Raw genomic sequence first — 14,444 nt, 5'->3', positions numbered from 1 at the left:
GCCTCACTGACGTTGATCGTCTACCGTTACTCCTTTCGGCGGGGTAAAGGTAAACTTGCTCATATCTGTCGCGCCATCTTGCTGGCCGGTGAGCTGGTAAACACTACGCTGATCATCCTGCTCAACTGCACTGAACTGGTGGATAGTCCCACTTTGGCTGACATTAATCGTAAATTGTTTAAGGTTACCACTGCTGGTTTTCGGGGTCAGAACAAAGTCATCCCCTTGCTGTTTAACATTATATTGCTGCCAGTCAGATGACTGATTACGGGCAATCAACATAAAGGGGGTGTTACTGGTCGCATCTTTAAGCCATGTGGCACTGGCCTGCTCTACGAACGGGTTATAAAACCAAAGCGTTTTACCATCGGAGATAAGTTCGCTTTCATCAGGCTGAATCATATGCCAGTTGAACAAATTTGGCCGTTTAACCCACAGTTCACCCTGGCCATCCTGAATTTCATTGCCGCTGCCATCAGTCACTTTTTGCGTGAAGCTGGCATGGAAACTGTTCACTTTATCCAGACGGCTTTTCAGAGAGCCAGCGGCATCCGCCCACACCTGAGTGACAGTAAATACTGACAATAACGCACAGGCAATAGCGATCTTTTTCATTACATATCCTCGAATAACACAATTCCAGGTGAAGTTTTTCAACTGGCTAGTCTGGCCGCAAAGCTGTCGCAATAACAGAAGAAAAAGCTGATAGTTGAATTGTTTACGCTTCTTTGCAAAAGAGCCGCAAAAGCGGCTCCCGGGGTTTGTTAACTTATTCAAACGGTGGTGGGGCCAGCACCTCACGGTTACCATTATGGCCTTGTTCACTAACAATGCCCTGGTTTTCCATTTGCTCAATGATACGCGCTGCCCGGTTGTAGCCAATACGGAACTGCCGTTGAACACCAGAAATAGAAGCCTTACGTTTTTCCACAACAAAGGCAACAGCCTGGTCAAACAACGCATCCAGCTCTTCGCCGCCATCAAAACCACCGGCACCACCTTCAGACTGGCTGTCTGCAGTAATGCCATCTACGTATTGTGGGCGGCCACGCGCTTTCCAGTCCTGAACCACTGCATGCACTTCCTGATCGCGCACAAACGCGCCATGCACACGTACAGGCAGGGTTGAGTTTGGCCCGGAATAAAGCATATCCCCCATACCCAGCAAAGACTCAGCCCCACCCTGGTCGAGGATAGTGCGGGAGTCAATCTTGCTTGATACCGTAAACGCGATACGTGTTGGGATGTTGGCTTTAATCAACCCGGTAATCACATCTACTGACGGGCGCTGAGTTGCCAACACGAGATGAATACCTGCAGCACGCGCTTTTTGCGCCAGGCGAGCAATAAGCTCTTCCACTTTTTTGCCAACAGACATCATCAAGTCCGCAAACTCATCCACCAGCACAACGATGTTTGGTAATTTCTCCAGTACCGGATGCGTAACATCCATGCTGTCGCCGGGTTTCCAGAATGGGTCAGGAATTGGCCGCCCCATGTTTTCTGCTTCCAGAATACGCTCGTTGTAGCCAGCAAGGTTACGAACCCCCAGTGCCGACATCAACTTGTAACGGCGTTCCATCTCGTTGACACTCCAGCGCAGCGCATTCGCGGCGTCCTTCATATCGGTGACCACTTCGGTCAGCAAATGCGGGATCCCTTCATACACCGACAACTCAAGCATTTTCGGGTCAATCATGATAAAGCGCACATCTTCTGGTGTCGCTTTATATAGCATACTGAGGATCATGGCGTTCACACCCACTGATTTACCTGAGCCAGTAGTACCGGCAACCAGTAAATGAGGCATTTTAGCGAGATCAGCTATAACAGGTTCGCCACCAATATCTTTACCCAGAACAACCGTCAGCGGTGACGGGTTATCGCGGAATTTCTGGCAATCCAGCACTTCTCGCAGATAGACCGTCTGGCGTTTCTTATTCGGCAACTCCAGCCCAACATATGGTTTACCAGGAATAACCTCGACCACACGCACAGCAACCGTTGACAGTGAGCGGGCCAGGTCGCGTGACAGGTTTGAAATGCGGGCGGCTTTTACTCCCGGAGCAAGGTTCAGTTCGAACCGGGTAATTACCGGCCCAGGTGAGTAATGAACCACTTCAGCTTTAATGCGGAAATCTGCCAGCCGCGCTTCCACCAGGCGCGCCATCTGTTCCAGCGCAAACGTATCTACCGGCTCCACTTCTGAAGGTGGCGGAGTTAACAGGTCCAGTGAAGGAAGTGGCGTCGTTGGGCGCTGCAATGGGCGGCTGTCGCCATTTCTCATCAGGAATGGATGAATAAGGCTGTCCTGACCCGGTTGTGATGATTGAGCTGCTGAATGCCCATGCGGGTGTGCGGCCTGAGCATGCTGTTCGGTTTGTGGTGCGGAATTAACCGACTGAACCGGTTGTGCATGCTGGTACCCCGGAGTGGCGACGGGCTGCGAAGGAACCGCAGCCTGTGCCGCATCAGGCGTAAAGACCGGCTCAAACGGCCCTTCAGCCACCGGATGTGTGACCGGTGCCAGGAAATTATCCACAGAAGCTGAATGGCGGGCAGAGGATGCATGGAAATCATGCTGATACTCTTCCCCAAAGCGCGCTTGCTGTGTAGCCGCAAACTGGGCAGCTAATGCCTGTTCTTCTGCATCATCTTCCTGCCCGTCAGGTACAGAAACCTGAGCAGAAGCAGCATAGTCATGCTCATATTGCTGGCCGAAACGCGCCTGCTGAGAAGCCGCAAATTGCTCTGCCAGTTCAGACTGATATTGTGAATCGTCATCTTCATTACCAGGCAAGGATCCTGCCTGGTGCTGGTGAGCCTGGTGTTGTTGAGAATAGTGCTGTGCTTCGCGGCGTTCCGCTTCCGCTTTCTTACGGGCTTCAGCTTCACGCTGTGAAGGTAGCTTAATACCATAAGAAGCCAGTTCACGACGGGTAGGCACACGCACACGATTTGGCCGCGGTAATTGTGGGCCAATACCCTCTTTCACCTGCGGACGCGGAGCATCACCGGCAACACCAAATACCGGTGGGGCTATATTCACGGCGGAATCGCCATGGTGAGCACCCTGCGCTGCACCAGCAGCAACGGCTGCCGCAGTTGCACTGACTGAAAGACCATTCGCTGTATGCGACAGACCCGTTGATGCCGGAGAGGACTGCTGCGCACGTGCTTGTGCCGCCAGTTGTTCCGGGTCAGGCACGGGCTCATACCATGCAGCTAACTGCTCACGCTCTTTTGCTCGCTTCGCTTCCACTTCTTCGAAGTAATAAAGCGGCGGCCGTACAGCCTTGTTCACCTGGTGTTCAGAGTTATCAGGCTCCGTTGGCGGCAATTCGTCGCGTTCAGTACCGGCATTCTGGCTGTGATACGGGTTATACCCTGATTCTGTGCCTGTTATATCCCCACCCGGTTCAGAAGCAGGATAAGACTCTTGTGGGTAAGCTGGCTGTTCAGCATCACTATAATGCTCTTCAGCATAAGGACTCAGCGCTGTTGGTACTGGCTCAACAGGTAAGTCAGAAGCCCCTGGATACTGGGAGGGTTCACCATAGCCGCCCGGTGTTGAATACTGAGCTGGCGCAGAACCCACCGGTTCAGCGTAAGGCTCAGGAGTATAAGCTGTGCTGGCCTGCTGCACATATTCTGGCGGCGAACCCTGCGGCTGATGGGCTGCTGGCGCCATACCGGAGTAATAATCCTGCAACAAAACATCCGCTTGCCCGGCACCGCCTGGTTCTGCACCTGCTATGCCCGGATCTGCACCCTGGCCAGGCTGAGCATAGTGCTGATATTCATTTTCCTGAGTGATACGGTAACCGCTCAGTAGTGGGTCATTCTCAACGGCTTCATTTGCCGAATCAGTTACCCGGTTACCGGAAAACAGCACGTCATCAGACGTGGTTGCGGCAGGTATTGTTGGGTCAAAATCAGAATCGTCCATCTTCTTGCCAGAAAACAGCGCTTCGTCTGTTTTTCGACCAAGAGGATTAGCAAATTTTTCACTCAACCGGTGTTTGCGTGCTAAAGCACCACGAAGAATACGCGCCCGGCGGGATTCCCGTTGCTGCGCCTTAACTGGCTCGCGTTGTTCCTCTTCATATTCGTCGTGCTCTTCATAATCATCATATTCTTCGTCATCATCCTGCCAGGTATCATCCCGGCGCGTACGATTACTGGCGAAGGTTAAAACACCCAGTACAACTGCACCGAGTTTTTCCGCAATAGTTACCCACGACCAGCCGGTAAACAGCGTCAGGCCAGCAGCCCAGACACAAAGCAACGCCAGCGTGCCACCACTGCTATTGAGCAGCGGCATCATTGCGGTACTCAGCAAGCTGCCTATCACACCGCCTGAGGCAAAATACCAAATGTCATCGGCATTTATAGCCGCCAGCCCGCATGAAGTGAGAACCAGCGCAAGCACGCCAATCAACCGCAGTGAAACGGCAAAATAGTCTACAAGTTCTTCCTGCACACGGTGCCGCCACGCAAACCAGCATGCGCCGATGATGATGACAGGAATGATGTACGCCATGATGCCAAAGATGAAAAACAGCGTATCCGCAAGCCATGCGCCGGGTTTACCACACAAATTGTGGATAGGTTCATGCCATGCGGTCTGCGACCAACTTGGATCTGAGGGGTTAAAGCTCAACAACGCCACCATCAGCCAGACAGCGAACAGGGCCACCACAATCAGCATGGCTTCCAGTGCTCGCCTTCCGCTACTGAGGGAAGTGAGTACAACGTCTTTTTCTTCAGTGTATTCCTGGCTCAAGAAAAACTCTCCAGGGGGGTTATGCTAAAATCGACAACCGTACCGGTTCCCCGATACGGTTGCTGTATGGATTAACAGGAGTGTAATCAAACTCAGCCGATTTTGCACCTGTCTGGTGTTAACGGGTTTTAATAACCAGACGATTACTCTGCTTGACTTCTTCCATAACGACATAAGTACGGGTGTCGTTCACACCCGGCAATCGCAGCAAGGTTTCGCCCAGCAGTTTACGGTAAGCAGACATATCCGGCACACGGGTTTTCAACAAATAGTCAAAATCCCCTGAAACCAGATGACACTCTTGAATTTCCTCAAGTTTCTGTACAGCAGCATTAAACTGTTCAAACACATCCGGCGCACCACGATTCAGAGTAATCTCAACGAAAACGAGAAGTGATGCATCCAGATAATGTGGATTAAGCAGCGCTGTGTAGCCCTGTATAAAGCCCTGTCTTTCCAGACGGCGAACACGTTCTAAACACGGCGTCGGGGAAAGACCCACGCGTTTAGAGAGTTCGACGTTAGAAATACGCCCATCCTTTTGCAACTCATTCAGAATGTTACGATCAATACGGTCGAGATCTTTACCAGGGCGCTTCTTGCTATCTACCATTATTATTGTCTCTCTATATTCCTTCCCTACTCCTGCCATTTCCCCTTTACGTCACTGTTCGAGGATTCGATTGAGAAGACCGCTTGCCCGAAAGCCACCATCGATATCCCACATGGCGTCTGTCCACACCATGGGAGGATGTCAATCGCACGGTAAATGCATAACTTTTCATACAGAACAGACATTCCACATAACAAGTATGCTTTTCTTCAACAAATGTTTTCGCAAAAGCCCAGCGTATTGTCAAAGTAAAACATCATTTTTTAGTGAAACGTGCCAGATTATAGTTGCCAGAGGTGATAATTCGTCATCTTTCTGTCTGTATAACACCATTTTTTTGTCTGTTATTTATTCATTTTGGCGAATTTCGCGCGATCCATAGGTTTCATCTATTAGACATTTCGTTAACAACTTCGCTGCACTCTTTTTTTAGCGTGACAAATTTCCTACAATCTCCCTCACTGTCTGCCAACAACAATGGGGATCTCATGGGCACGGCTAAACATAGCAAACTTCTTATTCTGGGCTCCGGTCCCGCCGGTTATACAGCCGCCGTCTACGCTGCGCGCGCTAACCTGAACCCGGTGTTAATTACTGGAATGGAAAAAGGTGGTCAATTGACGACCACAACTGAAGTCGAAAACTGGCCGGGCGATCCGAACGACCTGACAGGTCCGCTGTTGATGGAGCGTATGCACGAACATGCGACCAAGTTTAATACTGAAATTATTTTCGACCATATCAGCCGCGTTGACTTGTCTCAGCGGCCTTTCCTGCTGGTCGGTGACAGCGGCGAATACACCTGTGATGCGCTGATTATCGCAACTGGCGCTTCTGCCCGTTACCTTGGCCTGCCTTCAGAGGAAGCATTTAAAGGCCGGGGGGTTTCTGCCTGTGCAACTTGTGACGGTTTCTTCTACCGCAACCAAAAAGTTGCCGTCATCGGTGGGGGTAATACTGCTGTTGAAGAAGCGCTGTATCTGTCTAACATCGCTTCTGAAGTACACCTTATCCACCGCCGCGACACATTCCGCGCGGAAAAAATCCTGATTAACCGCCTGATGGATAAAGTGGCAAACGGCAATATTGTGCTGCACACCAACCGCACCCTTGAAGAAGTAACGGGCGACCAAATGGGCGTTAGCGGTTTGCGTCTTGCCAGCACTCTGCCTGAAGGTGAAGTAGAAAACCTCGAAGTAGCGGGCCTGTTTGTCGCAATTGGCCATTCGCCTAATACCGCCATTTTTGCAGGCCAGCTTGAACTGGAAAATGGTTATATCAAAGTACAGTCAGGGATTAACGGCAACGCAACGCAAACCAGCGTACCCGGTGTCTTTGCTGCTGGCGATGTCATGGACCACATCTACCGCCAGGCTATCACTTCCGCGGGTACTGGCTGCATGGCCGCACTTGATGCAGAACGGTATTTGGACGGTTTGTCTGAAACAAAGTAATTGATCCAAACACATAAGGCGACTGAATAGGTCGCCTTTCTTTTCTGCGCGTTGTAACATTGCCACGCCTCGCCGCCTGTCGGCGCACTTAATCAACCCGGCAAACCGAACGCAATGAATAAAACCCGTCAACAAGAACTGACTCTCTGGCTGAAAAAGCAAAGCATTCTCTCACGTCGCTGGCTCAGCATTTCCCGTGTCCTCGGTACGTTAAGTGGCATCCTGATTATCGCTCAGGCCTGGTTACTGGCATCGCTGCTTAACCAGATGATAATGGCGAAGATCCCCCGGGAAGCCCTGTTGCTCTCTTTCGCATTACTGATTCTGGTGTTCATTCTACGAGCCTGGGTTGTCTGGTTGCGTGAGAAAGCGGGTTTCCATGCCGGGCAACATATTCGCCAGCATATCCGTAAACAGGCACTTGAGCGCCTGCAACAAGCCGGTCCGGCCTGGATTCAGGGCAAACCCGCAGGCGCATGGGCAACGCTGGTTCTTGAACAAATAGAAGATATGCAGGACTTCTATGCGCGGTATTTGCCACAGATGTCACTTGCCGCCATTGTGCCGTTGTTAATTGTGATTACGCTGTTCCCGGTCAACTGGGCCGCTGCACTGATTCTGCTGTGTACTGCGCCACTCATTCCATTATTTATGGCGATGGTAGGTATGGGGGCCGCAGATGCCAACCGGCGTAACTTTCTGGCGCTGGCTCGCCTGAGCGCGCATTTTCTCGACAGGCTAAGAGGGATGGAGACGCTGCGTATATTTAACCGTGGCGAAGCAGAAATTAAAGCGATGGGTGAAGTATCCCGCGATTTTCGCCAACGAACCATGGAAGTGTTACGCCTGGCATTCCTCTCTTCCGGGGTACTGGAGTTTTTCGCGTCGCTGTCTATCGCACTGGTTGCGGTGTATTTTGGCTTTTCCTATTTGGGTGAATTCAATTTCGGCCATTACGGTACCGGTATTACCCTGTTTGCCGGTTTTCTGGCACTGATTATGGCTCCCGAATTCTTCCAGCCATTACGTGATTTGGGTACCTTTTACCACGCTAAAGCTCAGGCAATTGGCGCTGCAGACAGTTTGAAAACCTTCATGGAAGCACCGCTGCAATACCCGCAACAAGGTACACAGCAACTGGAAGATGGGCCAGTTACTCTGGTAGCTAAAGACCTGGTTATCCTTTCCAATGAAGGGCATACCCTTGCCGGGCCACTCTCTTTCACTATTAATCCAGGTGAGCGTATTGCCCTGGTTGGCGTGAGTGGTGCAGGTAAGAGCTCCCTGGTTAATTTGCTTTCCGGTTTCCTCGCTTATGAAGGTTCGCTCACCGTCAACGGTGCCGAGTTCCGCGAAATTGACCTTACCACCTGGCGCCATCTTCTGAGTTGGGTTGGGCAAAACCCGCTCCTGCCAGCAGACACTCTGCGAGACAATATTCTGCTTGGCGCGCCACAAGCCAGTGAAGAACAATTCACCGATGCCATGCAACGTGCCTGGGTACATGAGTTTATCGGCCAGTTACCGAATGGGGTTGATACACGCACTGGCGACGGAGCATCACGCTTATCTGTCGGCCAGGCACAACGTGTTGCCGTTGCACGAGCACTGATACAGCCCTGCCGCTTATTGTTGCTGGATGAACCCGCAGCCAGCCTGGATGCGCAAAGCGAGCAACGTGTTATGCAGGCGCTTAACGATGCAGCCTTACAGCAAAGTACACTGATGGTGACTCACCAGCTTGGTAATATAAAAAACTGGGATCAAATCTGGGTTATGCAGGATGGCAGAATCGTTCAGCAAGGCAATTTCTCTGAATTAAGTAGTAAAACCGGCCCGTTTGCTGATTTGCTGCAACATCGTCAGGAGGCTATCTGATGAAAGCTTTACTCCCCTGGCTGGCTCTGTGGAAACGCCATAAGTGGCTGATGCTGTTGGGTGTTATCCTGGCCATTATCACCCTGCTTGCCAGTATCGGGTTGTTAACTCTGTCTGGCTGGTTCCTTTCTGCATCTGCTGTAGTCGGCACCGCGGGTCTGTATAGTTTTAACTATATGTTGCCTGCCGCAGGTGTTCGTGCCGCAGCCATTCTTCGTACCGCAGGGCGTTATTTCGAACGGCTGGTCAGCCATGAAGCGACATTTCGCGTACTTGAACATCTTCGCGTATTCACGTTTAGCAAATTGCTCCCCCTCTCGCCTGCCGGGTTACAACAATTTCGCCAGGGTGACGTTCTTAACCGCGTTGTGGCAGATGTGGACACACTGGATCACCTTTACCTGCGGGTTATTTCACCACTGATTGGTGCGCTGGTTGTTATTTTAGTGGTCACTTACGGGCTGAGCTGGCTTGATCTTCATCTGGCACTGACACTGGGTGGCATCATGTTGTTAACCCTGCTGATTATGCCCCCCGCATTTTACCGGGCCGGTAAGCAAAATGGTGAGCAACTGACTGCCCTGCGCAGCCTTTATCGCCAGCGCCTCACAACCTGGGTGCAGTCTCAGGCTGAGCTCAGCCTGTTTGGCGCCAATGCCCGTTACCGTGAAGAACTGGATGAAACAGAATATGCATGGCACGAAGCACAGCGCCGCCAGGCCGGGCTGACAGCATTATCTCAGGCGCTGATGTTACTTGCCGGTGCGGTGGCTGTCGTCGTGATGTTATGGCTGGCCGCTGGTGGTGTGGGGGGTGATACATCGCCCGGTGCACTCATTGCCTTGTTTGTTTTCTGTGCGTTAGCCGCTTTTGAGGCGCTGGCACCAGTAACAGGTGCATTCCAACACCTTGGGCAGGTGACCGCATCTGCCGTGCGCATCGGCCAACTTACTGAACAACAGCCCGTGGTAAACTTCAGCGCAGCCAGTGTTACGCAACCCGCTCAGGGTGAGCTGTTGATTAACCAGGTGAGCTTCAGCTACCCGGGCCAGCACCAGCAAGCCCTTACTGATATTTCGCTGCAAATCAGCCCCGGGGAGCGTATTGCTTTATTAGGGCAAACTGGCTGCGGCAAATCTACTTTACTGCAAATTCTCACACGCGCCTGGGATCCACAGCGTGGCGAAATCCATATTGGCAATACACAACTCTGCCATCTGGGTGAAGCGGCACTACGTGCATCCATGAGTATTGTTCCCCAACGTATTCACTTATTCAGTGCTACGTTGCGTGATAATTTGCTACTGGCGTCACCTGGAGCCAGTGACCAGCAAATCAGCGCGGTTCTGGAGCAGGTTGCGTTGCAAAAATTACTGGAAGGTGAAGGCCTTAACCAGTGGCTGGGCGAAGGTGGCCGCCAACTCTCCGGTGGTGAATTACGCCGTATCGGCCTGGCCCGCGCGCTGTTGCATGATGCCCCCATTTTATTGCTCGATGAGCCAACAGAAGGGCTTGATGCGCAGACAGAACACCATATACTCGACTTGATTCACCGTGTTACTCAGGGCAAAACCGTATTGATGGTGACACACCGGCTCAGTGGGCTGGGGCGCTTTGACAAAATAATTGTGATGGACAATGGGCACATTATTGAGCAAGGTACTCACGCAGAGTTGCTGGCGCAAATGGGGCGCTATGCGCAGTTTTGCCAACGGTGAAACATCACCGGTAACTGTTCACTATCTGCATGCTACCGGTGAAGATTCTGGCTGTATCAGCCGATAATCATTGGTGCGTATTGCTGTTTATACGCACATGGTGACGATGACAGGCTCTTATTCACGATTTCGCCGCAGGCAGCGCCAGGCAGAAGAGTGAATATGCGTGTTTCCTTGCAACTTTTTGTCGTGTGGAGTCCGGTTGTATGCGCCTTGTGCAACTTTCTCGTCACTCTATCGCTTTCCCTTCACCAGAGGCTGCGTTGCGCGAGCCAAATGGTTTGCTGGCATTAGGGGGAGACCTTAGCCCGTCACGGTTAATGATGGCCTACCAGCGCGGTATTTTCCCCTGGTATTCGCCAGGAGATCCTATTCTCTGGTGGTCGCCGGATCCCCGTGCGGTGCTCTACCCTACCCTGTTTCATATCAGCAAAAGTATGCGGCGCTTCCATCAGCGTTCCCCTTTTCGCGTCACACTGAATTATTGTTTTGAACAGGTGATTACCGGTTGTGCTGATGACCGCGATGAAGGCACATGGATTACGCCTGACGTGAAAAGTGCCTGGATACGCTTGCATGAGTTAGGGCATGCCCATTCGATTGAAGTATGGCAGGGTGAACAACTGGTTGGCGGGATTTATGGTGTAACACAGGGAGGGTTATTCTGTGGTGAATCCATGTTCAGCCGCCAGGAAAATGCCTCTAAAACTGCGCTGCTGGTGTTTTGCGATTATTTCTCCCGCCAGGGAGGAGAATTAATAGACTGCCAGGTTATCAACCCTCACACCCAGTCTCTTGGCGCGGTGGAAATTCCCCGTCGGACTTATCTTGATAAACTGGAACGCTTGCGTAAACAGCCGTTGTCCCATTTATGCTGGGTTCCCCAGGTTATATTTAGCGGACCTTGCTGGAAACCTTCCCCGGTTGAATAATGTGTTACGCATATTTCTATTGAGGGTGGTATAATCATCGCCGCTCAGATTTCGGCACCACCTTTTCACCGTTGAGGAATTGCCTTTCAGGTACCCCGCGCGTATTCCATTTGTGTTTTTGCCAGATGATGGGGACAGCTTTGCTGGGCCTGGGCGAGCACGTGAAAAAGTGGCGTAATGGAACAATAAACACGAAATCTTTACATGATACGAGAACTTCGGCATTATCTTGCCGGTTCAAAACTATGGTAGTGATACCCCGAGGATTAGATGGCCAAAGAAGACAATATCGAAATGCAGGGCACCGTTCTGGAAACGTTGCCGAATACCATGTTCCGCGTTGAGCTGGAAAACGGTCACGTTGTAACTGCTCACATCTCCGGTAAAATGCGCAAAAACTATATCCGCATTCTGACAGGCGACAAAGTTACCGTTGAGCTGACCCCGTACGACCTGAGCAAAGGCCGCATTGTCTTCCGTAGTCGTTAAGTGATTTTTTATCATCGCATCTGCGGTGTGTATTTTACACAACATAAAGGCCAGTGAGCTGGCTTTTATGTTCGATGAAAGATCTCTGGTACAGCGATTGCGGTTCACCAGATTTTGCAGCTTGTCGCTCAATTGAGGTTACCCGTAAAGACCTCCCCTCCCGCGTACTGAAAATCATTATCTGGTGTACCTAAGCTGCGCCAGGTCTTAATCTCATGAAAAAGGCCAGGTATTAACCTGGCCTTTTGTCTGGGGCTTATTCACTGATACAGGCGGTTATTCTCAACCCTGTCAGTGAGCAGCTTCAGGCTTGTGTTTTTGAGCGCTCTGAAAATCATACGTCAGATTGTCTTTCGCCGTATCCAGTTCCACAGTTACCTGGCCGCCATCCACCAGTGAACCAAACAGCAATTCATTCGCCAGTGGTTTCTTCAGGTTATCCTGAATCACACGAGACATAGGACGTGCACCCATCGCACGGTCATAGCCTTTATCTGCCAGCCAGTTGCGAGCATCCTGGCTCACTTCAAGTGACACACCTTTCGCATCCAGTTGAACCTGCAATTCCACAATGAATTTCTCGACAACCTGGTGAATCACATCTGTGGAGAGGTGATTGAACCAGATGATGTTATCAAGGCGGTTACGGAATTCCGGCGTAAACACTTTCTTGATCTCTTCCTGAGCATCGATGCTGTTATCCTGCTGAATAAGCCCGATGGATTTACGTTCCGTTTCACGGACACCGGCGTTAGTCGTCATAACCAGTACTACGTTACGGAAATCGGCTTTACGACCGTTGTTATCTGTCAGCGTACCGTTATCCATCACCTGCAATAACAGGTTAAACACGTCCGGATGCGCTTTTTCGATTTCATCGAGCAGCACAACCGCATGAGGATGTTTAATGACCGCATCAGTCAGTAACCCACCCTGGTCGAAGCCGACATAACCGGGAGGCGCACCAATCAGGCGGCTGACCGTATGGCGTTCCATGTATTCAGACATATCGAACCGGAGTAACTCAATGCCCATGGCTTTTGCCAGTTGCACGGTGACTTCCGTTTTACCTACCCCAGTAGGGCCAGCAAACAAGAACGACCCAACGGGCTTATGCTCATGACCAAGCCCGGCGCGGCTCATCTTAATTGCTTCGGTTAATGCCTCAATGGCTTTATCCTGGCCGAAGACCAGCATCTTCAGACGGTCGCCAAGATTTTTCAGCGTATCACGGTCACTGGCAGAAACGGTTTTTTCCGGAATACGTGCAATGCGCGCGACAACAGACTCAATATCACTCACATTGACCGTTTTCTTACGGCGGCTAACCGGCATCAGGCGGCTACGCGCACCCGCTTCGTCAATGACATCAATGGCTTTGTCTGGCAAATGCCGGTCGTTGATATATTTAACTGACAGTTCCACCGCAGCACGTACCGCTTTCGCTGTGTAACGGACATCATGGTGGGCTTCGTATTTGCTCTTCAGCCCGTTAAGGATCTGAACGGTCTCTTCCACACTCGGTTCAGTAATATCGATTTTCTGGAAACGACGCGCTAACGCACGATCTTTTTCGAAAATATTACTGAACTCCTGATAAGTGGTGGAGCCTATTACCCGAATCTTGCCGCTCGACAGCAACGGTTTAATCAGGTTAGCGGCATCCACCTGGCCACCAGATGCCGCACCGGCACCAATGATGGTATGAATTTCGTCAATAAACAGGATGCTGTTGGTATCCTGTTCAAGTTGTTTAAGCAGTGATTTAAAGCGTTTTTCGAAATCACCACGGTATTTGGTGCCGGCTAACAGCGAACCGATGTCCAGCGAGTAGATTGTGCAGTCGGCCATAACTTCCGGCACATCGCCTTTCACAATGCGCCAGGCAAGCCCTTCGGCAATCGCCGTTTTGCCCACGCCTGATTCACCCACCAGCAGCGGGTTATTCTTACGACGGCGGCACAGTACCTGAATTGCCCGCTCCAGTTCTTTATCGCGGCCAATCAGCGGGTCTATCCCGCCAACACGGGCAAGCTGATTTAAGTTGGTGGTGAAGTTTTCCATACGATCCTCCCCGCCTGCCTGCTCTTCATTGACTGGATTTTCTGCACCACCGGAAGGTGCACTTCCTGACTCGTCTTTACGCGTGCCGTGTGAAATAAAATTCACCACATCCAGGCGGCTGACTTCGTGCTTACGCAGCAAATACGCTGCCTGCGACTCCTGCTCGCTGAAAATTGCCACCAGCACATTCGCACCAGTAACCTCACTGCGGCCAGAAGACTGAACATGGAAAACAGCCCGTTGCAACACACGTTGAAAACTCAGCGTAGGCTGTGTATCACGCTCTTCTTCTGTCGCGGGCAGAACCGGTGTGGTTTGTTCGATGAAGGACTCAAGTTCCTGTCTCAGTGTTGCCAGATCTACCGTGCAAGCTTCCAGCGCCTCGCGGGCTGAAGGATTGCTGAGCAGAGCCAGTAACAGATGCTCGACAGTCATAAACTCATGTCGGTGCTCACGCGCTCTGGCGAAAGCCATGTTTAAACTGAGTTCCAGTTCTTGGTTGAGCATAGG

General features: G+C 51.3%; 9 protein-coding genes. 5 read left to right on the top strand and 4 right to left on the bottom strand.

All coding sequences use genetic code 11. From position 1 onward, the window contains the following. Positions 1–3: 3 nt before the first annotated feature. The 3 genes from lolA to lrp all read right to left on the bottom strand — a co-directional run bounded on the left by lolA (position 4) and on the right by lrp (position 5,399). Complete coding sequence (lolA, locus tag DT73_RS09735) at positions 4–615, bottom strand: outer membrane lipoprotein chaperone LolA (RefSeq protein ID WP_036107727.1); 612 nt, start codon at positions 613–615, stop codon at positions 4–6. A gap of 154 nt (positions 616–769) precedes the next feature. After that, entirely contained in the window at positions 770–4,786 is a 4,017-nt protein-coding gene (locus DT73_RS09730; protein ID WP_036107724.1) for a DNA translocase FtsK, read from the bottom strand. Positions 4,787–4,904: 118 nt separating this feature from the next. Then, on the bottom strand, positions 4,905–5,399 hold the full coding sequence (gene lrp / locus DT73_RS09725) for a leucine-responsive transcriptional regulator Lrp (protein ID WP_000228469.1): 495 nt from the start codon (positions 5,397–5,399) through the stop codon (positions 4,905–4,907). Positions 5,400–5,887: 488 nt separating this feature from the next. Here lrp and trxB point away from each other — a divergent pair, with 488 nt between their 5' ends. From trxB to infA, 5 genes are all read left to right on the top strand, one after another. Further along, positions 5,888–6,853 carry a thioredoxin-disulfide reductase gene (gene trxB / locus DT73_RS09720; protein WP_036107721.1) on the top strand — a complete coding sequence of 322 codons (966 nt, stop codon included), beginning with the start codon at positions 5,888–5,890 and terminating at the stop codon, positions 6,851–6,853. Between the two features lie 114 nt (positions 6,854–6,967). Next, on the top strand, positions 6,968–8,731 hold the full coding sequence (cydD, locus tag DT73_RS09715; RefSeq protein WP_036107718.1) for a cysteine/glutathione ABC transporter permease/ATP-binding protein CydD: 1,764 nt from the start codon (positions 6,968–6,970) through the stop codon (positions 8,729–8,731). Beyond that, positions 8,731–10,449: a cysteine/glutathione ABC transporter ATP-binding protein/permease CydC gene (gene cydC / locus DT73_RS09710; protein WP_036107714.1), complete on the top strand. Its 1,719-nt coding sequence runs from the start codon at positions 8,731–8,733 to the stop codon at positions 10,447–10,449. Before cydD ends, cydC begins: the two co-directional genes overlap by 1 nt. Positions 10,450–10,655: 206 nt before the next feature. Further along, on the top strand, positions 10,656–11,381 hold the full coding sequence (gene aat, locus DT73_RS09705) for a leucyl/phenylalanyl-tRNA--protein transferase (RefSeq protein WP_036107711.1): 726 nt from the start codon (positions 10,656–10,658) through the stop codon (positions 11,379–11,381). 270 nt (positions 11,382–11,651) lie between these two features. Beyond that, positions 11,652–11,870: a translation initiation factor IF-1 gene (infA, locus tag DT73_RS09700; RefSeq protein WP_001040187.1), complete on the top strand. Its 219-nt coding sequence runs from the start codon at positions 11,652–11,654 to the stop codon at positions 11,868–11,870. A 291-nt stretch (positions 11,871–12,161) separates the two neighbouring features. Here infA and clpA read toward each other — a convergent pair whose 3' ends face one another. Further along, positions 12,162–14,441: an ATP-dependent Clp protease ATP-binding subunit ClpA gene (gene clpA / locus DT73_RS09695; protein ID WP_036107704.1), complete on the bottom strand. Its 2,280-nt coding sequence runs from the start codon at positions 14,439–14,441 to the stop codon at positions 12,162–12,164. Positions 14,442–14,444 lie beyond the last annotated feature (3 nt).

This window comes from Mangrovibacter sp. MFB070, from assembly GCF_000705335.1.
GTDB classification, from domain to species: domain Bacteria; phylum Pseudomonadota; class Gammaproteobacteria; order Enterobacterales; family Enterobacteriaceae; genus Mangrovibacter; species Mangrovibacter plantisponsor.
Note: the sequence above shows the minus strand (reverse complement) of the source record. Positions and strands in the feature narration are given on the sequence as shown.